Annotated in this window: 25 protein-coding genes; 16 read left to right on the forward strand and 9 right to left on the reverse strand. The window is 41.6% G+C overall.

The features are described 5' to 3' along the window. Positions 1-9: 9 nt before the first annotated feature. Complete coding sequence (locus ACZ43M_RS08165; RefSeq protein ID WP_464506908.1) at positions 10-801, forward strand: enoyl-CoA hydratase; 792 nt, start codon at positions 10-12, stop codon at positions 799-801. A 32-nt stretch (positions 802-833) separates the two neighbouring features. Here ACZ43M_RS08165 and ACZ43M_RS08170 read toward each other — a convergent pair whose 3' ends face one another. Further along, positions 834-1,019, reverse strand: coding sequence for a YhzD family protein (locus tag ACZ43M_RS08170; protein ID WP_464506909.1), 186 nt, complete (start codon positions 1,017-1,019; stop codon positions 834-836). A gap of 123 nt (positions 1,020-1,142) precedes the next feature. On the opposite strand from ACZ43M_RS08170, the gene ACZ43M_RS08175 reads away from it, so the two are divergent. From ACZ43M_RS08175 to ACZ43M_RS08200, 6 genes are all read left to right on the forward strand, one after another. Then, a complete protein-coding gene (locus ACZ43M_RS08175) occupies positions 1,143-2,042 on the forward strand; it encodes an ABC transporter ATP-binding protein (protein WP_464506910.1) in 900 nt (299 codons plus the stop codon). Then, positions 2,035-3,288 carry an ABC transporter permease gene (locus ACZ43M_RS08180; RefSeq protein WP_464506912.1) on the forward strand — a complete coding sequence of 418 codons (1,254 nt, stop codon included), beginning with the start codon at positions 2,035-2,037 and terminating at the stop codon, positions 3,286-3,288. Before ACZ43M_RS08175 ends, ACZ43M_RS08180 begins: the two co-directional genes overlap by 8 nt. A 112-nt stretch (positions 3,289-3,400) precedes the next feature. Next, complete coding sequence (locus tag ACZ43M_RS08185; RefSeq protein WP_464506913.1) at positions 3,401-4,618, forward strand: metallophosphoesterase family protein; 1,218 nt, start codon at positions 3,401-3,403, stop codon at positions 4,616-4,618. A 15-nt stretch (positions 4,619-4,633) separates the two neighbouring features. Further along, positions 4,634-7,621, forward strand: coding sequence for an ATP-binding protein (locus ACZ43M_RS08190; protein ID WP_464506914.1), 2,988 nt, complete (start codon positions 4,634-4,636; stop codon positions 7,619-7,621). A 51-nt stretch (positions 7,622-7,672) separates the two neighbouring features. Continuing rightward, on the forward strand, positions 7,673-8,617 hold the full coding sequence (yhaM, locus tag ACZ43M_RS08195; protein WP_464506915.1) for a 3'-5' exoribonuclease YhaM: 945 nt from the start codon (positions 7,673-7,675) through the stop codon (positions 8,615-8,617). An 86-nt stretch (positions 8,618-8,703) separates the two neighbouring features. Further along, entirely contained in the window at positions 8,704-8,889 is a 186-nt protein-coding gene (locus tag ACZ43M_RS08200) for a sporulation YhaL family protein (RefSeq protein ID WP_464506916.1), read from the forward strand. Positions 8,890-8,954: 65 nt separating this feature from the next. Here ACZ43M_RS08200 and ACZ43M_RS08205 read toward each other — a convergent pair whose 3' ends face one another. Further along, the gene (locus ACZ43M_RS08205; protein WP_464506917.1) at positions 8,955-9,827 is read right to left on the reverse strand and encodes a peptidylprolyl isomerase; all 873 of its coding nucleotides are present in this window, start codon (positions 9,825-9,827) and stop codon (positions 8,955-8,957) included. 218 nt (positions 9,828-10,045) lie between these two features. Here ACZ43M_RS08205 and ACZ43M_RS08210 point away from each other — a divergent pair, with 218 nt between their 5' ends. Further along, the gene (locus ACZ43M_RS08210; protein ID WP_464506918.1) at positions 10,046-10,138 is read left to right on the forward strand and encodes a YjcZ family sporulation protein; all 93 of its coding nucleotides are present in this window, start codon (positions 10,046-10,048) and stop codon (positions 10,136-10,138) included. A gap of 57 nt (positions 10,139-10,195) precedes the next feature. On the opposite strand, the gene ACZ43M_RS08215 is transcribed toward ACZ43M_RS08210, so the two are convergent. Continuing rightward, the gene (locus ACZ43M_RS08215) at positions 10,196-10,375 is read right to left on the reverse strand and encodes a hypothetical protein (RefSeq protein WP_464507987.1); all 180 of its coding nucleotides are present in this window, start codon (positions 10,373-10,375) and stop codon (positions 10,196-10,198) included. A gap of 178 nt (positions 10,376-10,553) precedes the next feature. Here ACZ43M_RS08215 and ACZ43M_RS08220 point away from each other — a divergent pair, with 178 nt between their 5' ends. Then, a complete protein-coding gene (locus tag ACZ43M_RS08220; RefSeq protein ID WP_464506919.1) occupies positions 10,554-10,892 on the forward strand; it encodes a DUF1878 family protein in 339 nt (112 codons plus the stop codon). A 4-nt stretch (positions 10,893-10,896) separates the two neighbouring features. Here the strand turns inward: ACZ43M_RS08220 and ACZ43M_RS08225 are convergent, their stop codons facing one another. Then, entirely contained in the window at positions 10,897-11,472 is a 576-nt protein-coding gene (locus tag ACZ43M_RS08225; protein ID WP_464506920.1) for an HTH-type transcriptional regulator Hpr, read from the reverse strand. Positions 11,473-11,762: 290 nt separating this feature from the next. Here ACZ43M_RS08225 and ACZ43M_RS08230 point away from each other — a divergent pair, with 290 nt between their 5' ends. Further along, positions 11,763-11,954, forward strand: a complete 192-nt coding sequence (locus ACZ43M_RS08230) for a hypothetical protein (protein ID WP_464506921.1) — start codon at positions 11,763-11,765, stop codon at positions 11,952-11,954. A gap of 52 nt (positions 11,955-12,006) precedes the next feature. Here ACZ43M_RS08230 and ACZ43M_RS08235 read toward each other — a convergent pair whose 3' ends face one another. Both ACZ43M_RS08235 and ACZ43M_RS08240 read right to left on the reverse strand, forming a co-directional pair. Continuing rightward, on the reverse strand, positions 12,007-12,540 hold the full coding sequence (locus ACZ43M_RS08235; protein WP_464506922.1) for a tryptophan transporter: 534 nt from the start codon (positions 12,538-12,540) through the stop codon (positions 12,007-12,009). A gap of 135 nt (positions 12,541-12,675) precedes the next feature. Beyond that, positions 12,676-13,098 (reverse strand): HIT family protein, encoded by a 423-nt coding sequence (locus ACZ43M_RS08240; protein ID WP_464506923.1) that lies wholly within the window; start codon positions 13,096-13,098, stop codon positions 12,676-12,678. A 692-nt stretch (positions 13,099-13,790) separates the two neighbouring features. On the opposite strand from ACZ43M_RS08240, the gene ACZ43M_RS08245 reads away from it, so the two are divergent. From ACZ43M_RS08245 to ACZ43M_RS08255, 3 genes are all read left to right on the forward strand, one after another. Next, positions 13,791-14,531, forward strand: coding sequence for an ABC transporter ATP-binding protein (locus ACZ43M_RS08245; protein ID WP_464506924.1), 741 nt, complete (start codon positions 13,791-13,793; stop codon positions 14,529-14,531). Then, positions 14,524-15,735 carry an ABC transporter permease gene (locus ACZ43M_RS08250; protein ID WP_464506925.1) on the forward strand — a complete coding sequence of 404 codons (1,212 nt, stop codon included), beginning with the start codon at positions 14,524-14,526 and terminating at the stop codon, positions 15,733-15,735. Before ACZ43M_RS08245 ends, ACZ43M_RS08250 begins: the two co-directional genes overlap by 8 nt. A 99-nt stretch (positions 15,736-15,834) precedes the next feature. Continuing rightward, complete coding sequence (locus tag ACZ43M_RS08255; RefSeq protein WP_464506926.1) at positions 15,835-16,557, forward strand: EcsC family protein; 723 nt, start codon at positions 15,835-15,837, stop codon at positions 16,555-16,557. An 18-nt stretch (positions 16,558-16,575) separates the two neighbouring features. Here ACZ43M_RS08255 and ACZ43M_RS08260 read toward each other — a convergent pair whose 3' ends face one another. From ACZ43M_RS08260 to ACZ43M_RS08270, 3 genes are all read right to left on the reverse strand, one after another. Further along, positions 16,576-17,754, reverse strand: a complete 1,179-nt coding sequence (locus ACZ43M_RS08260; RefSeq protein ID WP_464506927.1) for a M20 family metallopeptidase — start codon at positions 17,752-17,754, stop codon at positions 16,576-16,578. Positions 17,755-18,055: 301 nt separating this feature from the next. Beyond that, positions 18,056-19,456, reverse strand: a complete 1,401-nt coding sequence (locus ACZ43M_RS08265; protein WP_464506928.1) for a hypothetical protein — start codon at positions 19,454-19,456, stop codon at positions 18,056-18,058. A 594-nt stretch (positions 19,457-20,050) separates the two neighbouring features. Continuing rightward, positions 20,051-20,548 carry an antibiotic biosynthesis monooxygenase family protein gene (locus ACZ43M_RS08270; RefSeq protein ID WP_464506929.1) on the reverse strand — a complete coding sequence of 166 codons (498 nt, stop codon included), beginning with the start codon at positions 20,546-20,548 and terminating at the stop codon, positions 20,051-20,053. A 230-nt stretch (positions 20,549-20,778) separates the two neighbouring features. Between ACZ43M_RS08270 and hemE the strand changes: the two genes are divergently transcribed. The 3 genes from hemE to hemY all read left to right on the forward strand — a co-directional run bounded on the left by hemE (position 20,779) and on the right by hemY (position 24,377). After that, positions 20,779-21,825, forward strand: coding sequence for a uroporphyrinogen decarboxylase (hemE, locus tag ACZ43M_RS08275; protein WP_464506930.1), 1,047 nt, complete (start codon positions 20,779-20,781; stop codon positions 21,823-21,825). 164 nt (positions 21,826-21,989) lie between these two features. Beyond that, the gene (hemH, locus tag ACZ43M_RS08280) at positions 21,990-22,937 is read left to right on the forward strand and encodes a ferrochelatase (RefSeq protein ID WP_464506931.1); all 948 of its coding nucleotides are present in this window, start codon (positions 21,990-21,992) and stop codon (positions 22,935-22,937) included. Between the two features lie 18 nt (positions 22,938-22,955). Further along, the gene (gene hemY, locus ACZ43M_RS08285; protein ID WP_464506932.1) at positions 22,956-24,377 is read left to right on the forward strand and encodes a protoporphyrinogen oxidase; all 1,422 of its coding nucleotides are present in this window, start codon (positions 22,956-22,958) and stop codon (positions 24,375-24,377) included. Positions 24,378-24,404: the final 27 nt, after the last annotated feature.

Here is a 24,404-nt window from a genome sequence, read left to right on the forward strand (position 1 = left end):
GGGTTAAGCATGTCGTTAAATTTTGTGACCGATAAAGTGGCATTAACCGTAAATGGCCGCGTCGCAACGCTGGAAATGAACCGGCCTGAAGCGCTTAATGCCATGGATGTGGACATGATTAGGGGACTTGTTGGCAAGCTGAAGGAAATTAGCGAATCGGAGGCGATTGATATTGTCGTGCTAACCGGAAAAGGAAGGGCTTTTTCCGCTGGCGGCGATATCAAAACAATGCTTTCCAACATGAATGAAAAGGATTTTTTCCCGGTCATGGACTGCATCAGCGAGTTAATTATTACGCTTTATAGCATTTCTAAACTGACTATTAGTGTGGTCTCTGGTGCGGCTGCTGGACTTGGATTCAGTTTGGCGTTGGCGACGGATTATATTATCGCTGACAAAGCTAGTAAACTGGCAATGAACTTTATCGGAATCGGCCTCATACCTGATGGCGGGGCGCATTTCTTTTTGGAAAAAAGACTTGGTGAAACAAAGGCGAAGCAGGTAATCTGGGATGGAAAAATGATGACTGCAAAGGAAGCGCTCGCAATCGGTCTTGTCCAGGAAGTGGCCGACGGTGACCTTCAAGAGGCTGTACATAATAGAATAACAGATTGGCTGAATCGACCTGTACAGGCGATGATTAAGACAAAGAAGATTCTGGCTGAAAAAAATCGTCCGCAGCTATTAAAAATATTAGAATTAGAGAAATATGGCCAACAAAAAATGCGAGAAACAGAAGATCATAAAGAAGGCATTAATGCGTTTCTCGAAAAAAGAAAACCAAATTTCACTGGTAAATAAAAAAACAAGAAGCCAATCACGGCTTCTTGTTTTTATGGATGAAATAACAACAATTTCCCCGCCGGCGAGGTGCAGCGGTGTGTTTTCTCAAGTAAATTTTTCTCCGCTAACAGTTTTTCCCCTTGTTGCTTTGCACCCTCATCATTTTCTGCCTGAAAGGCTTCATCCAAGATTTTTTCCCCATTTGCTTCAAATGCCGTTAATTTATACGTTTTCATCTCACATACCCCTTTGAAAAGTATTACTACTGTTATTTTTGCATAATTTTTTAAATAGTGCAAAAAGAATTTAAAAAACCATAATATGGTATAATTGTATCGGGAAGGAAAGGAGTGACTAGAATGGTATTAAAATTAGAACATGTCATGAAACGGTTTGGCCAATTTACAGCCGTGAATGACCTGTCGCTTACCATACCAGAAAAAGAAATGTTCGGTTTTCTAGGTGCAAACGGAGCTGGAAAAACGACTACCTTCAGGATGATACTAGGTTTGCTGGATGCCAGTGCAGGTAAAATTAGTTGGGACGGTAAACCGCTAAACTATTCAACCAGCCATCTCGTTGGTTATCTGCCTGAGGAGCGGGGACTCTACCCAAAACTGAAGGTACGGGAGCAAATTGTCTATTTAGCCAGATTGCGAGGAATGGACAAAGCACAAGCACTAAAAGAACTAAAAGTATGGCTGGAGCGGTTTAAAGTGCCTGAATATGAAAATAAGCGGGTCGAGGAACTATCAAAGGGGAATCAGCAGAAAATCCAATTTATTGCCGCAGTGATTCATAAGCCCAAGCTGTTAATTTTGGATGAACCTTTTAGCGGATTGGACCCAGTCAATGTTGAGATGTTAAAAGAAGCCGTATTGGCTTTAAAGAATAGCGGGACCACAATTGTATTTTCAAGCCATCAAATGCATCACGTTGAGGAAATGTGTGAGCATTTATGCATTTTACATAAAGGTAAACCGGTAGTACACGGCGCCTTAAAGGAAATTAAACGTGCGTTTGGGAAAAAGAATCTGATCATTCATGCCGATTTTCCATTGGATTACTTGAAGGACTTTCCTGGAGTTGTCAAAACGAAGCCAACTATGGAAGGAATAGAATTACAAATCGAGGGAGAAAGTGTAGCAGAAAGCATACTTAAGGAAATTGTCAGCAAAGGGTTTGTTCGTAAATTTGCCCTTGAAGAGCCGTCTTTAAATGATATTTTTATAGAGAAGGTAGGCGACTCCTATGAATAACTTCTGGATCATTTTATCTCATACGTATCTTAACAAATTAAAGAGCAAATCGTTTATTGTCACCACGCTGTTGACGGTTGTCATCGTCTTGGCGCTAACCAACATTCAAAATATCATTGAGATTTTTGATAAAGATGGCGGGAAGGATACGGTTGCCGTTCTCGATGAAACCGGACAGCTTTATGAACCGTTGAAACAGCAAATGAAAACAATTAACAAGGACATTAAACTTACACAATATAAGGGTACAGAAAAACAAGTTGAAAAAGCGGTGGAAGATGGCAAATACAACGGCTTCATCCTGTTAAGCTATAATGAAGAGGAACTGCCGGAAGCTACTTACAAGGCGATGAGTATCGCTGATTCTACTCTGTACACTGACCTCCAGTCCGGCTTGCAGCAGGTGAAAACGATGCTTGCCGCGTCCAAAATTAACTTGACCCAGGCACAGCTGCAAAAGCTGTACGAACCGATTGCATTCGATAAGGTCGCGCTTGAGAAAAATGCAAAAACGGAAGAGGAATTGAATCAAGCTCGAGGGCTGGTTTATGTCCTGTTATTTATCATTTATTTTTCAGTCATCATGTATGCGAGCATGATTGCCATGGAAGTGGCAACAGAAAAATCATCGAGGGTAATGGAAATTTTGATTTCCAGCGTATCGCCGATTAAGCAGATGTTTGCCAAGATTATCGGCATCGGTCTCTTGAGCATGACACAATTTGCAGTCTTTCTGATTGTCGGTTATTACTCACTTCAACGCAACATGGATTCGTTAAAGGACGGTTTCTTTGGAGTATATGGATTTGGCAGCATTCCAACAGCAACGATTATCTATGCGGTTATTTTCTTTATCCTTGGCTATTTTCTTTACGCGACGCTTGCCGCGTTTTTGGGGTCACTTGTCAGCAGGATAGAAGATGTCCAACAGATGATTACGCCAATGACTTTACTTGTCGTGGGTGGATTTATGATTGCGATGTTTGGTCTTGGCAAGCCGGATGCCGCGTTTATTACCGCGACTTCCTATATTCCATTCTTTACCCCGATGATTATGTTCCTTCGTGTCGGGATGTTAGCCATCCCAATTTGGGAAGCGGCCTTGGGGATCTTTCTTCTGGTGGCAACGATAGTAGCCTTGGCGGTATTTGGTGCAAGAGTTTACCGGGGCGGCGTATTAATGTATGGCAGGTCCAACTCCTTTAAAGATATTAAGCAGGCATTGGAGTTAACGAAGAACGAATAGAGTATTCTTGAGCTTTACCATTTTTGGTAAAGCTTTTTTGTCCTTTTTACACAGAACGTGCATTCGTGTTTTAAAGGTGCTACAATAAAGGAAAAAGCAGTGAGGAAAATTTATGAAAAAAATATCATTTATACATGGTGCCGATTTGCACTTGGATAGCCCGATGGTCGGATTACGGCACTTGCCTAAGACTATTTTTAGCAGGGCAAAAGAGAGTACGTTTACTGCCCTTAAAAAGCTTACTGCAGCAGCAATACAGCATAGTGTTGATTTCGTTATTCTGGCAGGGGATTTGTTTGACGGGGAGGACCGAAGCTTGCGCGCCCAGTCACGATTTCGTGGTGAAATGCAAAAGCTGGCCCAGCATTCCATTCCTGTCTATATTGTGCACGGCAACCATGACCATCTAAATGGTTCCTGGGTACATTTGGATATGCCGGATAACGTCCATGTGTTTGGGAGCAAGGTGGAAAGAATGGAGCTGCTAACGAATAGTGGTGTGACAGTCCATCTTTATGGCTTTAGTTACCCGACACGGCATGTGTTTGAACGGAAAATTGATGAATATGTCAAATCAGGTGAAGCTGATTTTCATATCGGGATTCTCCACGGCAATGAAAGTTCAGGGGCTGAGCATGATAACTATGCACCATTTTCTGTGAAGGATCTTTTAGAAAAAAACTTGGATTACTGGGCTTTGGGACATATTCATAAAAAGGCTGTTTTATCGGAGAACCCGCCGATTATTTATCCGGGTAATATTCAAGGAAGAAATAAGAAGGAAAGTGGCGCAAAAGGTTTTTATCATATATCGCTATCTGAGCTTGGCGCAGAATGCAGCTTTATCGATACAGCGGATATTGTTTGGGAGGAAGTGGAGGTCGACGCCGCCAAGGCAGAAACCCTCAATGATATCCTTAGCTTATGCCAATCCACAATCCATTCTTGTCGAAAGACTAACGCAGGCACGTTCTTATCACTAAAATTAACTAACATCCACCTGGATGATGAGCGTGAAAAAAGAACGTTGAACGGGGAGCTTCTGGACCTCCTTTTGGATGATGAACAGGGTGAGGAATCCTTTGTCTGGATTATCGATATCACATTTTCAGAAAGAAAGCTTTTAGATAAAGAGAAATTGAAACGGGAAGCCAATTTTTATGGTGAGTTGTTTCAAACGATTGAGCATTTTGAGGATACGAGCAATGCTTTGGCCCCCTTGTATGAGCACCGCTTAGGGAAAAAATATTTGTCCCATTTATCTCCTGGGGAACAGGACGAATTAGTCCAAGAGGCCGAAAAACTATTAATTCAGTATCTATATAAATAGAAGGGAGTAAATCTATTGAAAATTGTTTCTATGCATATTTATGGTTACGGCCAATTAGAAAATATTGAAATCCATGATTTAGCAGATTTTCAAGTTTTCTATGGTGAGAACGAAGCCGGCAAATCAACGATTATGTCGTTTATTAACAGCATTTTATTCGGATTCCCGACCAAACAGCAATCTGAGCTTCGTTATGAGCCTAAGCACAGTACAAAGTACGGCGGAAGTATTAGGATTTTCCACCAAGACTTTGGTTTTGCCGTGATTGAACGGGTGAAAGGCAAGGCTGCAGGCGATGTCAAAGTCCTGCTGGACAATGGCACCATTGGCGGCGAAGAGCTTTTAAAAGAATTGCTGGGGAATTTTGATAAAGGGCTGTTCCAGGCTATCTTTTCATTTAATATTCATGGACTGCAAAACATTCATCAAATGAGGGGGGAGGAGTTAGGCAGATTCCTATTCTCGGCTGGCACATTAGGAACGGAAAAGCTGGCAAAGGCAGAAGCTGAGCTTCAGAAGGAGCTTGATTCCCGGTTTAAGCCAGGCGGAAAGAAGCCTCCATTAAACGAGAAATTGCATGAGCTGCATGAAATCAATGGGGAATTAAAAAGTGCTGCAGCCAAAATGAAGGAATACCAACCGCTTATTGAAGAAAGAGAAAGCTTTCTCCAGGAAATACAGAATATCAATCAGCAGTTGTCAAATGTTCAGGAACAATATGAAAAATTAACTGAGTGGAAGCGAATCCATTCATTTGTAAAAGAAGAAAAGCTGACGATAAAAGAGCTTGAAGAACTAGGAGAAATCGAATTCCCTGTCCGTGGTTTGGAAAGATTGGAGCAGTTAAATCAGCTTATTCTTCCATACAATGCTGAACTGGTCAGCATGAAAGAGAGAATCGAACAGGCCAAGCTTGAACTGATGGAGCTTGCACCCCATGAATCATTTCACAAAGATGAGCCGGCTATTGCGCATCTGCTTAATCAAGTTCCTGTTTTGGAACAATTAAATGTTGAAATGGGCCAGTATGAACAAATGCTGGCAGGCTTGGAAAAAGAGCTTTCAGTCATTACCGAAAGACTTCATTTGCCGTTAAACGAAGAAGAAATCCTGGAAATCAACACCAATATGTATATGAAAAAACAGGTTGAAGACATTTCTAGACGTGGGCAAAAGCTGTCGGAAACAAAGGTTGACCTCGACAATAAGCTTCAGGAAGAAAAGTATGAGCTGGAGCTAGTGGAAAAAGAAGCAGGGTTAACCGCTAGTCTGTGCCTGCCAAAACAAGAACGTGCACTTCTGGAAGAGCAAGTACAGGGAAACGACAAAAGAAGCCTTGAAGAAGAATTAAGAACCATTAAAGACAAAATAAACTTTTACCAGCACGCAATGGAAAATGAGCAGGCATCGAGAACAAGGCTTAAGCAGCAATTCTTTGCGATTGAGTTCATCTTAATTGGATTAACCATTTACGGTGGGTTTACAAAGCAATGGATATTGCTGTTCCTGGGTTTGGGGTGCTGTGCGGTTTTAGCATTTTTTATGTTCCAGAGTTTAAAAGGTTCAAAACAAAAAGAATCCAACATAAAAATGAAGGATTTAAAAAAGCAAGAAACACAAATACTTGAAAAACTCCAGTCAGCAACATACTTAGATATTGGCATGGCTGAGGAAAAGCTAAAGCGCGATAACCAACGGATACAGGAGCTGCAAGTAATGAAACTAAAGCTGCAGCAGCAGCAAGCCCAAGTCCAAAGAGTGAAGGTTAAATTAGAAAACTGGGAGCGCGAGTCAGACGACTATCGCGAAGCGCTGGTGACGATCGGCAGTGAGCTGAAAATACCACAATATATGGCTGCCTCATTTTTACAGGAAGCCTTTGGCCAAATCGAACAGTATAAAGAGAAGTGTCGCGAGAAACATCAGCTGCTTGAAAAAATGGCGAAAAATAATCAGAAACAGAAGAGAATCAGTGACGAGTTAAAAAATTACGAAAATCGTTACCTGCCCCAACGAGGCTCTGATATACATAAAACCATCTTTTTATTGCGCGAGAAACTTACAGAAGAGCAGGAAAAGCGGATTAAGCTCCGCGAGCGGCAAGCGAAACTTACCGAAATGGAAAACGACCTGCAACAAAAAAATAAAGAGCGAGAACAGCTAGAGGCAGAATATATCAAGCTATTGCAAGAAGCCAATGTGGAAACAAAGCAAGAATTCTATCAACTAGGCGAAAAGGCTGAAAGACAGAATGAGCTTTTGGATAAGCTGGAAAACCTTCAGGGGAGGCTTCAGTTCTCCATCCTTTCAAAGGAAGAGTGGAATCAATTTTTACCCATTCATAATTGGGATGATTTAATCACTGATTGTCAGCAGCGTTCCAAAGATTTAAAGGCAAGATTAAAGGAGCTGCAGGAGGCGCAGGCACAGGTTAAAGTTGAGATTGGGATACTCGAAGAGGGCGGCACCTATTCCGAAATCCTCCATCATTACAAACAGAAAAAATACGAATTGGAAGAAATGGCGAAAGAGTGGGCAGTTTATTCGCTGGCTCAACAGATTCTTGCGGAAACAATTGAAAAATACAAGCATGAACATTTGCCGCGGATGCTGGAGAAAGCGGAGGAATTCTTGGCATTTCTCACAAATGGCAGCTATTATCGGATTCATCCTCATCCATTAGGAACTGGATTCCTCGTCGAAAGGAAGGACCATACGCTGTTTGAGGCAAACGAATTAAGCCAGGCCACAACAGAACAACTTTACGTTTCTATTAGACTGGCTTTGGCGATCACTTTATATGAAAAATATCAGTTTCCGATTATCATTGATGATGGTTTTGTTAATTTTGATGCCCCAAGAACGCAGAAGGTCATGGAACTTTTGCAGAGCTTGGACCGAAAGCAGATTTTATTTTTTACCTGTCATCAGCATTTACTGCACCTGTTCTCAAAAGAAAATATTCTTTATATGGAAAAAGGTGCTGTTCAGATTATTTCATAGAGTAAAAGATGAATATGGTATACTCAAACTATTGGAAGGAGCGTGGTTAGGTTGGCAAAAGGAATATTGCAGTACGAAGTCGGAGCTCAAGTAGAGCTGTTTCTATTAATAAAAAATTCAACTAAAGGGATTGCCAGTAACGGTAAGCCGTTCTTGACCCTTATCCTGCAGGACCAAAGTGGAGAAATTGAAGCAAAGCTTTGGGATGCGAATGAAGAGGATGAAAAAAATTATGCACCGCAAAGTATTGTTAAAATTCTAGGGGATATCCAGAATTATCGCGGCAAGAGCCAATTAAAAATTCGTCAAATTCGCAAATCAGGCCCTGCAGATAGTGTAAAGCTGGAGGATTTCCTCGAGACTGCCCCTTTAAGTCAGGATGTAATGGTGAGCAAACTGACTCAATATATTTTTGACATGAAAAATCCTAACATCCAACGGATTACCCGGCATTTAATCAAGAAACACCAAAAGGCGTTTCTTGAATATCCGGCAGCTACGAAAAATCATCATGAATTTGTTTCAGGTCTTGCCTATCACGTTGTAAGCATGCTTGATCTAGCCAAGTCAATTGCCGACCTTTATCCAAGCTTGGACCGAGACCTGTTATATGCCGGTGTCATTTTGCATGATATGGGGAAGGTAATGGAACTGTCCGGTCCGATTTCAACGGTCTATACTCTTGAAGGCAACTTGCTTGGTCATATCACTATAATGATAACGGAAATCGGTAAAGCAGCGGAAGAGCTGGGGATTAACGGGGAAGAGGTATTAATTCTTCAGCATTTAGTGCTAAGTCACCATGGTAAAGCAGAGTGGGGCAGCCCAAAACCGCCGCTCGTGAAAGAGGCGGAGATTCTTCATTATATAGATAATTTGGATGCGAAAATGAACATGCTTGACCGGGCTTTGGAACGGGTCAAGCCGGGGGAATTTACCGAGCGTGTTTTCGCTTTGGATAATCGTTCATTCTATAAACCTGTTTTTCACAAATAACCCGGACTACGGGTTATTTTTTTTTGCCTCAAAGCATAATTATGTAGTAAAAAAGTGGACAACCACTTTGAAGGGAGCAAACGAAATTGACTATTCCTATTTGGGTTTATGCTGTAGTGGTTGGGATTGTAATAAGTGCGTTAATGGCCATCAAGACAGGAAGAGAAGAACGTGAGTTGGAGGCAGAAGATATCGAGCGCGAGGGCGAGATTTACATGAAGCGTCTGGAGCGGGAAAAGGAAGCTCGTAAAGGAATCAATGCCACTGAATAGCCTGGGGTAAGGTGAACTATCAAATAAAAAAAGGCTCCAACGCGAAGGCGTTGGAGCTTGTTTATTTATTGAGCTGCTGTAGAAGTACTTAGATTTAATGCGTCTTTAAGGTCTTTATCATTGACCTTAACATCGGCATCTTTCAGTTCACGTTCCATAGCTTTGTTGATTTCTTCAGTTGTCAATTTTGAAGATTTTACTTCATATTCCACTTGCTTCTTCATGTCCTCATAGGGCTTTTTCTCTTTTTTGTCAGTTACTTGAATAATGTGGTAGCCGAATTGAGATTTTACCGGTCCACTGATTTCATTTACTTTTAACTCGTATGCCGCCTTTTCAAAATCAGGATCCATTTTTCCAGCACCAAACCAGCCTAAGTCTCCGCCATTTTGAGCAGAAGCAGTGTCAGTAGAGTATTCTTTTGCCACCTCTTCAAATTTAGCGCCGCCATCCAGTTTTTGCTTTACTTCCTTTGCTTTTGCTTCGTCGGCAACCAAAATATGGCGGGCCTTAATTTCAGGCTTGTAGTTATCGTAGTAATCTTTTAATTCTTTTTCTGTTACTTTGATGTCCTTCATAGCTGCTTTTTCTTGAAGCATGCCAAGTTTCATCGTTTTCTTCAAGTCATCTTCACTCTTATAGCCGTATTGCTGAAGAGTCATTTCAAAATTCTCACCAAGATCTTCTTTTAATTGCTGAATTTTCTCGTCTAATTCCTTGTCTGTTACTTTATATTTTTTTGACAGGACTTTTTCGTAAACGAGCTGCTGAAGTGCTTGATTCCCGAATTTATCCTTCATCGCATTATAAAGCTCTTCTTGGGTTACATCCCCTGCTTTAGATTCGACGACTTTTTCCGAACTTTCACCATTACCATTACATGCAGTTAATCCAAGAACCCCGCCGGCGATTGTCAGGGCTAATATCCATTTTTTCATGCTGAATCTCTCCTAAACAGTAAATTCTTATGGTCTTTGTCCATATCCTCTACTATAACGTAAAATGGGAACCACTGCAAAAATAATCTCATTTTTTGGGCTAATCGAAGTTATACAAGCCTTTGAATGACTTTTCCACGAAAAATGAGGTAAAAGCCTAATCGAATTGGATAGGGGATGAATAGTATATCGTAGCTAAAATAAAGGAGGTAGAGAACATGTCTGGTGGAGCAGGTTACGGTGCAGGCTTTGCGTTAATCGTAGTTCTTTTCATTCTATTGATTATCGTTGGAGCTGCTTATGTTTGGTAATAGGTGGTAAATGGAAAAGCGATGAGAATTCACTCATCGCTTGTATTTTGTCTGCCTTTATGTATACAGAATTTCAAGATACGAAGAAACCAGCAGGATGGTAACCAGCACATTAATGGTTCGGAAAACTTTGTGTTGACGTTCTTCAGGTATTTCTTTTTGCATGCAAAGGCTGTTTGTCATTTTATTTACATAAAATAAGATGAAAATGGACAGGACGATAAAAATGGAGATCATCACCGATTCCCCCCTAGTGTTATACTTCCGCTTTTCTCCTTACAATAGCAAATTTTTATAAAAAAAGATAGTGATATAGATTGACAGAAGTTCATGATGTTGTATGGGATTAAAATGTTTACCATAAGCAAAAAAAGGTGAATAATAAAGAATGAACGGTGGAATGGAGGGTTGGCGTATGCAAGAATTTGAGCAGCTGAAAGCACAGGTGGACTTACTTCAATACCACCAAAAATTATTAGTACAGTTAGTGGATAACCCCAAGCTTGAATTTTATCGATTAGTCATTGAAAGTGGCCTAAACGAATTGGAGGTCACCCGCTTTTATATATTTTGTGATAGGTTGAGCAAAAAAATGGCAGAACAAAAAGCGGAAGGATATGTATACTTTCATCCGCTTTTCGAAGAGTTATTATTTTCTTTACCGTCAAGTCTGGATGCAAGAAAAGTTGTGAAGGCCTGTCTAGCCCAAAATTTGTACAGATCCCTGTTTGAAGAATTGTCCAAATACATGTAGCCTATTAGGCGAGTTCGTGTTCTGTGTTTCCCGCTTTTTTGAGTTTGCCATTCTCTTCAATAAATTTCGTATCGATATTATGGAAGGAACGCTCAAAAATCTCCATGAAATCATCTCCATAAATATTACGAATAATGGCCATCATTTCGATGATATCCGGGAACTTGCCATACAACTCCCTTAATGGTAAGGCACCAGTGAAGGCAGCATTTCCATCCGGTTGATAGGTTTCCATGGATTGAAGTAAGAGATCTTCGCCTTCCTTTGTAAGCTGGATATAAGTATTTCGCTTATCGTTTTCCTTTTTAGAAAAATTCAACAAGCCGCGCTCTTCTAATTTTTTAGAAAAATTAAAAGCTGTTGAGACGTGCATAACCCCAAATTTAGCAACGTCAGAGATAGAAGCACCGTTTAAATGATAGGCAATCCAAAGAATGTGGTGTTCATTAATATTTAGATCGAACGGTTTAATCCACTGCTGCCAATCTTTCTCAATAGACTTCCATAACGCCTTGCTCAATTGTGCTATTCTTTGACTAAAAAAGATTGCTTCCTTCATTGAATATTGTTTCTCTGTCATCCCCAATTTCACCTACTTTATTATTACTCTACTATCATTATGCCAATAAAATAAAAATTAATAAAGAAAAAATTCACAAAATTTTAATTTTTATATATTAATTTTTAATATAATTCGGTTTATTTTTTACTTTTCCTGCAATAAATCAACGAATTAAAAAAAAAATTTAGAAAAAATGATTTCCTCAAATAGTTTAACTGATTTCTTAGTTTCATAGGAATGGACGATAAAACATATAAATAGTTACAACATCTTTCAAAATATTGAATCCTGATCAGGGGGACAACAAAATGAAGAGTGCTGCTGTGATCTTTTTTATTTTATGTGCCATTTTGTTTTTGGGTGCAGGTAAGTATCTTTTGGACTTGCAAAGACCCGGTGTCTATCCGCCTAAGCAAGTGCTAAAGAAACGGGCAGGAGCATTAGCAGCAGGCGGTGGTGTCTGTTTGTTAATCGGGCTGCTTTTTTCTTTCTTTCAGTAGAAAGTAAAAGAATTTAAGAAAAGAACCCGGGCTGGGTTCTTTTCTTGTCATATCATTTTTCAATGACTGTAGCCGCTGAAGATGATAATTTTGTTCGTTTAAAAATGGATTGAGCAATTGGATACAAAATAACCATTACTACTGTATTGATGGCGGCAGCAGGTAATACAGCAACTCCAAATAGAGCTGCAAACGGGCCAGGTAAGCCAACGATTAAGTAGGCAGAACCTAAAAAGACTGTTCCTGAAACGAGCGTCCCAATAGCTGTTAATACGCCAACACTTACAATGGAAGTTCGGAACTTTTTCAATGCTAAAAACAAACCGAAAAAGACCAAGGCAGTGACAGGCTTATCAATAATATTTGGAATTTGGCCGCCAGGGAATGTGGTAGTTAAGGCAGTTAATACACCGGTAACAATCGATAACAGCATGACACTTTTTATTTCAGGAATTAAAATAATTCCTAAAAACATCATGGCCAGCATCATATCCGGCTTAATCGTTAGAAATGCCGGCATTACCGCGTGCAAGACTACTCCAATTCCCGCTAGTAGTGCTAAAATAATCAGTTTTCTCGTATTCATTTCTCATCTCTCCTCTGCTTTTCTAAGCTATTATCCCTCCTGCAGTGCGCTCTTTGCCTGCAGCGAAGAATTTAAAAACATTATAACATAATAGTATCATATAAATAAAGAAATAATTTTCTGACAATTAACACCTCAGGAAAGGTGTTTGGAAATGTTTGCAGCCATCTCTCGGAGTATTTCTGGTGTATAGTCGCTTTGATTGTTTTTCCACACTGCCCCAAATCCATCACCTGTTCCATAGCGTGGGATTAAATGCAAATGGAAATGGAACACCGATTGGCCGGCTTTTTCCCCATTATTATTCACTGTATTTAAACCGACTGGTTCAAATTCGGTTTTTAAGGCGTTGGCAATCGCTGGAACTACTTCATAAAGATTTCTGGCAATTTCGGGTGTCAGTTCATAGATGTTTTCCTTATGTACCTTAGGGATCACCAGTGTATGCCCTTTTGTTACTTGGCTAATGTCCATAAAGGCCAATACATGTTCATTTTCAAAAACTTTTGCGGATGGGATTTCGCCATTGGCAATTTTACAGAAAATACAATTACTCATTTCTTTAAACACAACCTTTCTATTATTTAGTTTGTCTTATTTTACCATACAGGAATGGAAAAGAAAAAGGCAGGATTCGCATGGAATCCCGCCTTCTCGAAGGGGAAACTGCTTCAATATGGACGTTCATTAGGAGTGTTCTTTGATAAACACCTCATTTGGCATTAGAGTGTTGTTATAAAGAAACAATATTGTTCAAGCTGACCATCCCCTGCTTGTTTTTATTGGTTATCCTCACCTTTAAAAACGGACATAGTCTGCGATAAACACCTCATTTACAGTTTTTTAGCTAATCAGAATTTATATTCATAAATTCTGAACGCATAAATTCAACTACGCCTCTGTCTTCGTCCTAACGGACTCGCCAGTCGACGAGTTTTCATTTTTCCATAAACAAAAGTGTTATTTGAACTCTAAATGGTTACATTGCACATTGTACATTACAACCATCCCCTTATTTGAAACGTTTTTTCGAAGCTACTCTTGAGTTGAAACGAATATTGTCTTTTGCAGACACCTCATTTCAAATGTTTGATGAATCACTTCATCAGGTGAACTCCCCTTCGAAACTTATCATGCCCACCTGACAGGGTTATATACAAAAATAAACCCAAAAAAATACCCTTTAAGTTTTTCGCCCAAGCGTTGATTTGATAAAATAGAGAAAAACAAGCTACGGAAGGACGTTGTCAATGTCTTTATTAACAATCGATAACCTTGTTGGGGGTTATACGAGAAATCCGGTGTTAAAAGATATTTCCTTTGAAGTTAAGGAAAAAGAAATGGTTGGATTAATCGGTTTGAATGGGGCCGGGAAAAGTACGACCATTAAGCATATCATCGGTTTAATGGAACCGCATAAAGGCGAAATAAAAATAAATGGCAAAGCATTTATTGAAAACAAAGATGGCTACCGGAGGATGTTTAGTTTTGTTCCGGAAACCCCAATTCTATATGAGGAACTGACACTCGAGGAGCATTTACGCTTGACCGCGATGGCCTACGGGTTAACTGAAGCAGAGTATAAACAGCGGGTCTCCCCGCTATTGTCTGAATTTCGAATGGAAAAACGCTTAAAATGGTTTCCAGCCCATTTTTCCAAAGGGATGAAACAAAAGGTGATGATTATGTGCGCGTTTTTGGTTCAGCCCTCGCTCTATATTGTGGATGAGCCATTTGTCGGCCTCGACCCGCTCGGAATTCAATCACTGCTTGATTTGATGAAAAAAATGAAGGAAGCAGGGGCGGGAATCTTGATGTCCACCCATATTCTTGCCACCGCTGAAAAATACTGCGATCGTTTTATTATTTTACATGAAGGAAAAATTCGCGCCCAAGGGACGCTGGAACAATTAAGGGAGCAATTTTCGATGCCATCTGCATCCCTCGACGATATTTATATCCAATTAACAAAGGAAGAAAATTATGTTTGATGACAAGAAGCTATGGAGGAATCGTGCCGGGGGCCGAATGAAGGATTTGGGCCGATACCTTCGCTACATATTTAACGGTCACCTTGTCATTGTGCTGTTATTTTTAATTGGCACAGGGGCATATTATTATCAGCAATGGGTAGAGACGCTTCCCGCAAATTTTCCGGCGGCGATTATTATGGCCGTTTTTGTTGGGTTATTTCTGACTTATAGCCCTGTTTACAATTTTCTGTTTGAGGCAGACAAAGTATTTATTATTTCGTTAGAGGAAAAGCTAAAGGGGTATTTTTGGCGCTCGGGAGTCATCAGTTTTGTATTTCAGGGCTATATTCTGTTGATGGTCTTGGCGGCATTTATGCCGATGTATGCCCAAGTAAGCGAATCAGGCTTCCGTTTATTTCTTCCATTCTTGATTGTCCTGCTGGTCATCAAAGCCTGGAATTTGGCTGCAAGCTGGCAGATTGACTATTATGTTCAACCATCAGTACATAGATCTGACATGGTCGTCCGCTATTTTATCAATTTGACGTTTGCGTATTTACTATTAAAACAAGCGAGCTGGGCAATCCTGCTGGCGCTTGGTATCGTGATGGTCATTTATTATTGGTACTTTTACAGCCGGAGTAGAAAAATGGGGTTGAAATGGGATTTATTAATTGACCAGGAAGAAAAACGGATGGCTTCGTTTTATCGTCTGGCAAACCTGTTTACGGATGTGCCAAAACTTAAGGATTCTGTTAAGCGAAGAAAATGGTTGGATGTGTTTGTCAATGCCATTCCATTTTCGTCCGAAAAAACGTATTTGTATTTGTATTCGCGAACCTTTTTAAGAGCGTCGGATTATCTCGGTTTATTTATTCGGTTGACCGTAATTGGGGCACTTGGAATCTATTTTATTTCATTTGGATTGGGACAAATTTTACTGAGCGTTTTATTTTTATATTTAACCGGTTTTCAACTGCTGCCTTTATGGAAGCATCATCAAAATAAACTATGGGTCGACCTGTATCCGGTAGCTGATGTGTCCAAACAAAAGGAATTTCAGTTGCTATTGATGGTGATTATGTCACTTGAAGCAGTGATTTTTGCCTTGTTCATTGGAATCAAGGGCGAGATCATTCTTGCGCTGCTTGAGTTGGCAGCAGGAATCTTGTTTAGCTATCTGTTTGTTTATTTCTACAGCAAGAAACATATACAGGATTAACTTGTGGAAGGGAGTAAAGACCCTTCCGCTTTTTTTTGAAACCTTAATGGCAATCCCTTCGTAAAAGGAGAATACAATTAGTGGTAAGGGGTGGGGTATGTGAACGAATATGAATTAAAGGTATACGATGAAGTTCAGGAGTGGAAACGAAAATTGACAAGACGTTCCGGAATGATGAACCGGCTTTCAAAAAAAGCCCAAGTGAAAATCAATGAAGTGATTCCGGAAAAAGTCCATGAAATTATGACTGAAAGTATTAAATCAATGGTCAAAGCAACGTTATTTGGCTCACAGATGACGACGAATAGAAATCAAGCAGATGGTTTGACGCTGGAGGAAAGAGATGAGCTGGTCCGAAAAAAGATCTCTACTTACCAGAAAACGGCGATAGTGGAAGGGGCTGGGACGGGGGCAGGCGGGTTCCTGCTCGGGCTTGCTGATTTTCCGTTGCTGCTGACTATTAAAATGAAATTTCTGTTTGATGCCGCAGCCACTTATGGATTTGATACAAAACAATATGAAGAGCGGTTATTTATCCTTCATGTGTTCCAGCTTGCGTTTTCAAGTGATGAGATTCGCCGTAACACCTTGGCGGAAATCGAAAATTGGGAGACCCGTAAGCAGGTTCTCGTAGAAATGGATTGGCGAAAGTTTCAACAAGAATACCGCGATTATATTGATTTTGTAAAAATGCTCCAGTTGGTGCCAGGGATTGGTGCCTTTGTTGGCGCTTATGCCAATAACAATCTCTTGAAAAACCTGGGAGAAACGGCGATGAATGCATATCGGTTGCGGTTGCTGCAAAAAGCCCCTGAGCTTTAAGTCAGGGGCTTTAGTGTATTATGAATGGTGCTGATGAACCTTGACTGCCGCTGTACCGAGTGTTTTGGCTGCGATCAACATTCCGCGTTCATCAATATCGAATTTTGGATGGTGATGCGGGTAGCCTTCACTATTTAGCGGTTTTGCACCAGTGAAAAAGAAGGTTCCCGGAACCTTTTCTAGATAATAGGCAAAATCTTCTCCGCCCATTTGCGGCTCTGATTCTTCTATAATATTGACCTCCGGCACATCCTTCGCGCAGTGGATGAGGAAGTTGGTTTCGTTCGCATGGTTCACCACCGCTGGGTAACCACGAAAATACTTGTATTGGTAGCTGCTGTCCGATAAATAGCAAGTTCCATGAACGACCCGTTCCATTTCTGCTTCAATGTAGGACCTGACTTCTTCATTAAAGGTTCGGACTGTACCGACAAGCTTTGCTTTATCCGCAATCACATTGAAGGCGTTCTCCGCGGTAAATGAAGCGACGGTGACTACAGCCGATTCCACCGGGTTCACCTTGCGGCTGACAATTTGCTGCAAGTTTAGGACAAGCTGTGAGGCCGTGACAATGGCATCCTTGGTTTTATGAGGCTGTGCTCCATGTCCGCCCTTTCCCTGGATTTCAATTTCAAAGCGGTCGGCAGCGGCCATAATCGGACCTGTGCGATACTGAATTTTTCCCGTTGGTTCTCCGGCCCATAAATGGGTGCCAAAAATAACATCGACACCGTCCAAACAGCCATCCTCGATCATCGATTTAGCACCGCCTGGAGCATATTCTTCCGCATGCTGGTGTATAAACACGTAGGTTCCCTCGAGTTCATCCCTTAATTCATTTATGCTTTTGGCGAGCATTAACAGGGTAGCTGTATGTCCGTCATGTCCGCAGGCGTGCATGACACCAGAAACTGTTGACTTATAGGGGACATCTTTTTCATCCTGAATCGGGAGGGCATCGAAGTCTGCTCTTAGGGCTACTGTTTTTCCAGGCTTTTTTCCGTATACTCGGGCAACGACACCATTACCGCCGACATTGCCTTTTACTTCGATATCAAGTTTTTCATAGAATGATACAATGAATTTTGCCGTTTCTTTTTCCTGAAACGATAACTCAGGATGCTGGTGAAGGTAGCGGCGAATCGACACCATTTCTTCATAATAACCTTCCAATTTGGCAAACAGCTTGTTTAGCATATGTAAAATCCCCCTTTTGATTATCACTATTTTCTAACTATTTTAACATTTTTATGGTGGATGGGGAACTATATAGGGATGTTCTATAGATTGAAGACAGAGTTGACGAAAAAAAGGCGGAAGTGTCCTCAATGGAGGGTATAGAGGACACTACCCTCTTGAAAATTGACGGAAGTGTCTTCAATCAAGCTTCTTGAGGACAGAAATCTCGAAAAAAAGAAGGAAGTGTCTTCAATCAAGCTATTAGAGGACACATTCCACAATAAGACCACGTGAAGTGTCCTCAATGAATCCATTAAACTTATATTAGAAACATCGCCACAATCGTTGTCACCACAAGCCCGATCACAACCGGAACGAGATTTCGCCGCGCCAGCTCGAATGGATCGACATTACAGATGGCAGCAGCAGGGATTAACGCCCATGGAACCAAGGTCCCGCCGCCAACCCAAATCGCGGCAATTTGTCCAAGCGCTGTAAGAGTAGCTGCGCCTTTTCCAATCGCGACCGCGAATAGGGCCGCTACCGACCCGGCAAGCGAAATCCCGGAAAATCCTGAACCATCAAGTCCTGTAATCGCGCCCACGGCAGTCAAAGTAACCGCACCGACTTCTTTGCTAAGCGGAACCAGACTCGCAAGGCCAAGGCCTAAATCATTTACAATCCCTTGTGAGGCCTTCGGTAAAAATTCCCCGATAATTTTCATGAACCCGGCATCACCTAGATAGAAAAATGCCGCAATCGGAATGACCGGTCCAAACACTTTAAAACCAAACTGGAAGCCTTCAATCAAAAAGCTGGTTGTTTTTTCAAGTCCTTCGTTTTTGTAACTGGTTAACGAAATGAGGATGAGGATTAGGATCGAGGTACCGCCAATCAAGGCAGTAGCATCGCCGCCGGCTAAATCCAAAACGGACATGGCGGCAACATCTGCGGCAAATAAAACCGGAACCAGTAAAGCGAAGAAACGTTTTTGTGTTAGGCTTAACAGTGCTGGGTGCCCGGATTCCTCCGGTGCTGTTCCCGGAACAATTTCCGAGGCTCCTACTTTTAAAACCCCGCGCTTCATGTCACGTCTTAAAAAGAAAAAAGCGGCTACGGTTGTGACTACACCCATGACAATGACCAATGGGATACTGGCATTTATGACATCTTGAATCGGTATCCCGGCGGCGTCAGATGTAAGCTTCGGTGCTGCCTGTATGACGAAATCTCCAGAAAGGGCAATCCCGTGACCAAACAGATTCATTGCCATCGCAACGCCCAGGGCTGGTAATCCAGCTCTCACAGCAACAGGAAGTAACACAGCGCCAAGCAAGGCAACTGCCGGCGAAGGCCAGAAAAACCAAGAGATTACCATCATCAGAATCCCGATTGTCCAGTAGGCCAAGGTCGGGTTTCGAATCAGCCTTCGAAACGGAGAAATCATCACATCGTTGATTCCCGTTTTAGTTAACGTATGGCTCATCGCCACGATAATCGAGATGACGAGAATCGTAGATAATAATTCAGTAATGGCATAGCCAAAACTGTTAAAAATACTGCTGACTGCATGACTTAAGCTTCCGGTAGCGGTAATGGCAATCAAGAAAATCCCAGCGATACAAACAATTGTTGTATCTCGTTTCATGACCATAAATCCGATAATAAGCACAATAAAGACAACATATATCCAATGAAGTGCCGTAAGCTCGACAAGCATAAAGATTGCTCCTCCTTTCGTTTATCCAAGGGGAATATTTGTATGGGTATCCGCCCCAAATTGGATGTAATACAGAATATGAAACCGATTAAAAGTGGTGAAAGGAGGGAAAAGGAAAACTTTTATGGAAGCAATCGTGAATTTGCCCGAGAGAAGGGGAGTTATAGTGCGAATGGTAAAAAAGAGACCGTGATTTTTCCCGGTAAAGGTGGAGGAAGGGTATCAACGGTAAAAAAGAGGCCGTGAATTTGCCCGAGAGGCGGGGGAAAGAGTGTCAACGGTAAAAAATAAGCCGTGATTTTTCCCGGTAAGGCCGGAGGAAGGGTATCAACGGTAAAAAAGAGGCCGTGAATTTGCCCGAGAGGCGGGGAGGAAGAGTGTCAACGGTAAAAAAGGGGCAGTGATTTTGCCCGAGAGGCGGGGGAAAGAGTGTCAACGGTAAAAAATAAGCCGTGATTTTTCCCGGTAAGGGCGGAGGAAGGGTATCAACGGTAAAAAAGAAGCCGTTATTTTACCCAAAAGGCGCGAATAAGGGTGCCAACGGAAAAAAAAGAACCCGGGTTGCTTATAGTCCGGGCTCCATTTCCAAGAAATCTATTCCGTTATAGTATACCTGCTAACATACGGCGCACTACTAAAGATTTTCGGTCCCTGGTCCCCAGCCAGCCCTTTGTTCTGATGGGCAGACAGAAACGAATCTGAGCTTTGCCATGTTCCATAAGAAATTTCATTTTTCCAAACCGTCATAATCACATAAGTATTGGAAGATAACGGCTGAAGGACGCGGAGCGCTTTGAATCCTTGGGCGACCTCAACGGTACCCACACGATTTTTAATTTGATGCTCAAATAATGGCCTGCCTTCCTCCGTCACTGGGATATAATTCAACACGACAAACCCTTCTTTTTCAATTTCACCGACTGCTTCTAATGCCAAATAACGCCTTGGCTCCTTGAAAACCGTTGCACCGTTGGTTTCATGATACAGGAGGGCGCCATTTTCATTGATCACCGTGATCAATTTCTCCTCTGGATGTTTGTGCTCTAGTTTCTTTAAAAACTCAAAACTACCCGTGGTTATATAAATGTTCATATCCGTACCACCTCCAATGATTATTGTAAACCAAATAACACAGGCTATAATTTTTAAACAAAATTTGAAAACTAAAAACGACTTTTTTTTGACAGTTATCAACGTTAGCTATACAGAAATAGGAATAATCGGTATAGTGAATAGAGCCATGCATCTTGGAAGTTTTTAAATTCATTCTAAATATATTAAAATGATAGGCAGACATGTCTTTGAAAGGTGGATTTTATTTAATGACAAGACCAATTAATGAAACATTTTTAAAAGCAGCACGCGGTGAGAGAACGGATCATGTTCCTGTTTGGTACATGCGGCAGGCAGGCCGTTCTCAGCCAGAATACAGAGAAATCAAAGAGAAATATTCTTTATTTGAAATCACTCACCAACCTGAGCTTTGTGCCTATGTTACAAGACTGCCGGTTGAACAATATAATGTAGACGCTGCCATTCTTTACAAGGATATCATGACTCCGCTGCCAGCTATGGGCATGCATGTTGAAATTAAAGGCGGTGTAGGTCCGGTAATTGACAATCCAATCACTTCCCTTGCCGATGTAGAAAAATTAACGGATATTAATCCAACAGAAGATATTCCATATGTTTTGGATACGATTAAACTATTAACCCAAGAGCAATTAAACGTTCCATTAATCGGATTTTCCGGTGCCCCATTTACATTGGCCAGCTATATGATTGAGGGCGGCCCTTCGAAAAACTACAATAAAACCAAGGCGTTCATGTATGCTGAGCCAAAAGCATGGTTTGCCTTGATGGATAAGCTTGGGGACATGGTGGTTACATATGTGAAAGCCCAGATTGGGGCAGGCGCAAGAGCGATTCAGATCTTCGATTCCTGGGTTGGCGCATTGAACGTCGAGGACTACCGCTACTTTATTAAGCCGGTGATGAATCGTATTTTCACTTCATTAAAGGAAGAAAAGGTTCCATTAATCATGTTTGGGGTTGGTGCAAGTCATCTTGCATTGGAATGGAATGACCTGCCGCTTGATGTGGTCGGGTTGGATTGGCGTTTGCCGATTAGCCAAGCCAGAGAAATGGGTATTCATAAAACCGTTCAAGGGAACCTTGACCCGGCCATCCTGCTGGCACCATGGGATGTCATTGAGGAAAAAGCGAAGGCTATTTTGGATCAGGGCATGGCCCAAGGCGGTTATATCTTCAATTTAGGACACGGGGTATTCCCGTCTGTTAATCCAGAAACGCTAAAACGATTAACATCGTTTGTTCACGAATATTCAGCAGCGAAATTACGCCGGTAATAGTTTTTCAAGCATTTTAATTGGTAATAAGTCTAAATTTTTGGCACAATAATATAAGCTGTTTAAAGTAGGGTCATAGGGGAAGCGAGATTTAAATGCTGCCGCCTTATGGCCCTATCCCTCATTGACTGGGGAGACAGGGAAACTTTCAAAGAGGTGCAAACATGACGAAAAAGAAAATGGGTCTGCTGGTTATGGCTTACGGTACCCCCTATACATTAGATGATTTAGAGAGATACTATACGCATATTCGGCACGGCAGAAAGCCAAGCCCCGAGATGATTGAAGATCTTCGTAATCGCTATGAAGCGATTGGCGGTTTATCCCCATTGGCAAAAATCACTCTTGAGCAAGCGGAAAAGCTGGAAGAGCATTTAAATACCAGCCAAGATGATATTGAATTTAAAATGTATCTTGGCTTAAAGCATATCGAGCCATTTATCGAGGATGCAGTCAAGAAGATGTACGAAGATGGAATACAAGAGGCCGTTAGTATCGTTCTAGCGCCGCACTTCTCGACTTTCAGCGTAAAATCTTATAATGGCCGTGCCGAAGAGGAAGCAGCTAAATTAGGCGGATTAAAGATTACATCGATTGAAAGTTGGTATCAGGAACCGAAGTTTATTACATATTGGGCCGATCGGGTGAAACAAATTTTTTCAAATATGCCTGCTGATGAAAAGGCCGACGCTGTCCTGATTGTCTCTGCTCACAGCCTGCCAGAGAAAATTTTGCAATTAGGCGACCCTTATCCGCATCAGCTTCAGGAAACTGCTGATTTAATTGCGGAACAAGCTGGTGTGAAAAATTATGTGATTGGATGGCAGAGTGCCGGAAATACACCGGAACCATGGCTCGGTCCAGATGTGCAGGATTTAACAAGAGATTTATATAATGAACATCACTATAAGGCGTTTGTCTACGCCCCGGTTGGGTTTGTCTCTGAACACCTAGAAGTCCTTTATGACAACGACTATGAATGTAAGGCGGTTACACGCGAATTGGGTACAAGCTATTATCGTCCGGAAATGCCTAATTCACAGCCGGAATTTATTGAGGCCTTATCAACTGTCATTCTTAAGGCACTAGCAAGTAACATTAGCGGAACATAATGGAAGCAGGTGACATCCGTGACGGAAGAAAAACAGAAAGTCATCATTATTGGGGGAGGAGCTGCCGGATTGACGGCGGCGTACTATCTCCAAAAAGAAGTAAACGAAAAAAATCTCCCAATAGAGATTCTCCTTATTGAAGCATCGCACCGTCTCGGAGGTAAAATGCAAACCGTCGTGAGAGACGGTTTTACCATTGAAAGAGGGCCGGATTCTTTCTTAGCAAGAAAGACGAGCATGATCAGGCTGGCAAAGGAAGTGGGGATGGAGGACCAATTGGTCCCAAACTCTACTGGGAAATCATACGTACTGGTAAATGAAAAACTTTATCCGATGCCAGGCGGTTCGATTATGGGAATCCCGACACAAGTTGGGCCATTTATGACAACCGGCCTATTCTCCATTCCCGGTAAACTGAGAGCGGCCGCAGATTTTATCCTGCCTCGTTCAGAAAGCGGGAAAGATCAATCATTAGGTAAATTCTTTCGCAGAAGATTGGGCGATGAAGTAGTTGAAAATTTAATTGAGCCATTGTTATCGGGGATATATGCCGGTGATATTGACCAAATGAGTTTAATGGCCACTTTTCCGCAATTTTATGAAGTGGAACAGAAGCACCGTAGCTTAATTCTTGGGATGAAAAAAACAGCTCCTTCCCAGCCAAAGCAGCCAGCAGCTAAAACCAAATCCACTAAAGGCGGGTTCCTAACTTTTAAGACGGGACTTCAATCATTTGCTGAAGCTATTGAAGCGAAATTAGACCCTAAGACCATTTTGAAAGGGCACCGGGTTGAGAATATAACAAAAATTAATAATAAGTATGAAGTATACCTGAATAATGGAGAAATGCTTGTAGCAGATTCTATTATTGCTGCCACACCGCACAAAGTAACTCAGTCGATGTTTTCGGAATTCGGGTTTTTTGAGCCGTTAAAATCCGTCCCATCGACTTCGGTAGCAACCGTGGCAATGGCCTTTCCTGCAGAAGCCATCAAACAGGATATTGACGGAACAGGCTTTGTTGTATCCCGAAACAATGACTATTCCATCACAGCCTGCACCTGGACGCACAAAAAGTGGGAGCATTCCACGCCAAAAGGAAAAGTGCTGCTCCGCTGTTACGTCGGCCGGGCCGGGGACGAAACAATTGTCGACCTGTCAGATGATCAGATTATTAAAATTGTCCTGGACGATCTGAAAAAGACGATGGACATCACCACGAGTCCTGAGTTTTCAGTTGTTTCGCGCTGGAAGAATGCCATGCCGCAATATACGGTAGGACACAAGCAGCGGATGGCTGCCATTATGGAGGGAATGAAACGCGAATTGCCAGGTGTTTTTCTGGCAGGTGCATCCTACGGGGGAGTTGGCGTTCCCGATTGTATCGACCAAGGGGAAGCAGCGGTTGAGGCTGTTTTAGATTACTTGAATAATAAATAAATTAGAAAGGAAGCTGCTATTTATACA

Source organism: Neobacillus sp. B24 (assembly GCF_055381825.1).

Coding starts and splice junctions, on each gene's coding strand:
- ACZ43M_RS08245 (WP_464506924.1), top strand. CDS start 13,791: ATGTCTTTATTAACAATCGATAACCTTGTTGGGGGTTATACGAGAAAT.
- ACZ43M_RS08185 (WP_464506913.1), top strand. CDS start 3,401: ATGAAAAAAATATCATTTATACATGGTGCCGATTTGCACTTGGATAGC.
- ACZ43M_RS08210 (WP_464506918.1), top strand. CDS start 10,046: ATGTCTGGTGGAGCAGGTTACGGTGCAGGCTTTGCGTTAATCGTAGTT.
- ACZ43M_RS08250 (WP_464506925.1), top strand. CDS start 14,524: ATGTTTGATGACAAGAAGCTATGGAGGAATCGTGCCGGGGGCCGAATG.
- hemH (WP_464506931.1), top strand. CDS start 21,990: ATGACGAAAAAGAAAATGGGTCTGCTGGTTATGGCTTACGGTACCCCC.
- ACZ43M_RS08170 (WP_464506909.1), bottom strand. CDS start 1,019: ATGAAAACGTATAAATTAACGGCATTTGAAGCAAATGGGGAAAAAATC.
- ACZ43M_RS08180 (WP_464506912.1), top strand. CDS start 2,035: ATGAATAACTTCTGGATCATTTTATCTCATACGTATCTTAACAAATTA.
- ACZ43M_RS08260 (WP_464506927.1), bottom strand. CDS start 17,754: ATGCTAAACAAGCTGTTTGCCAAATTGGAAGGTTATTATGAAGAAATG.
- ACZ43M_RS08235 (WP_464506922.1), bottom strand. CDS start 12,540: ATGAATACGAGAAAACTGATTATTTTAGCACTACTAGCGGGAATTGGA.
- ACZ43M_RS08165 (WP_464506908.1), top strand. CDS start 10: ATGTCGTTAAATTTTGTGACCGATAAAGTGGCATTAACCGTAAATGGC.
- ACZ43M_RS08230 (WP_464506921.1), top strand. CDS start 11,763: ATGAAGAGTGCTGCTGTGATCTTTTTTATTTTATGTGCCATTTTGTTT.
- ACZ43M_RS08225 (WP_464506920.1), bottom strand. CDS start 11,472: ATGACAGAGAAACAATATTCAATGAAGGAAGCAATCTTTTTTAGTCAA.
- ACZ43M_RS08205 (WP_464506917.1), bottom strand. CDS start 9,827: ATGAAAAAATGGATATTAGCCCTGACAATCGCCGGCGGGGTTCTTGGA.
- ACZ43M_RS08220 (WP_464506919.1), top strand. CDS start 10,554: ATGCAAGAATTTGAGCAGCTGAAAGCACAGGTGGACTTACTTCAATAC.
- ACZ43M_RS08240 (WP_464506923.1), bottom strand. CDS start 13,098: ATGAGTAATTGTATTTTCTGTAAAATTGCCAATGGCGAAATCCCATCC.
- ACZ43M_RS08265 (WP_464506928.1), bottom strand. CDS start 19,456: ATGCTTGTCGAGCTTACGGCACTTCATTGGATATATGTTGTCTTTATT.
- ACZ43M_RS08215 (WP_464507987.1), bottom strand. CDS start 10,375: ATGATCTCCATTTTTATCGTCCTGTCCATTTTCATCTTATTTTATGTA.
- ACZ43M_RS08270 (WP_464506929.1), bottom strand. CDS start 20,548: ATGAACATTTATATAACCACGGGTAGTTTTGAGTTTTTAAAGAAACTA.
- ACZ43M_RS08175 (WP_464506910.1), top strand. CDS start 1,143: ATGGTATTAAAATTAGAACATGTCATGAAACGGTTTGGCCAATTTACA.
- hemE (WP_464506930.1), top strand. CDS start 20,779: ATGACAAGACCAATTAATGAAACATTTTTAAAAGCAGCACGCGGTGAG.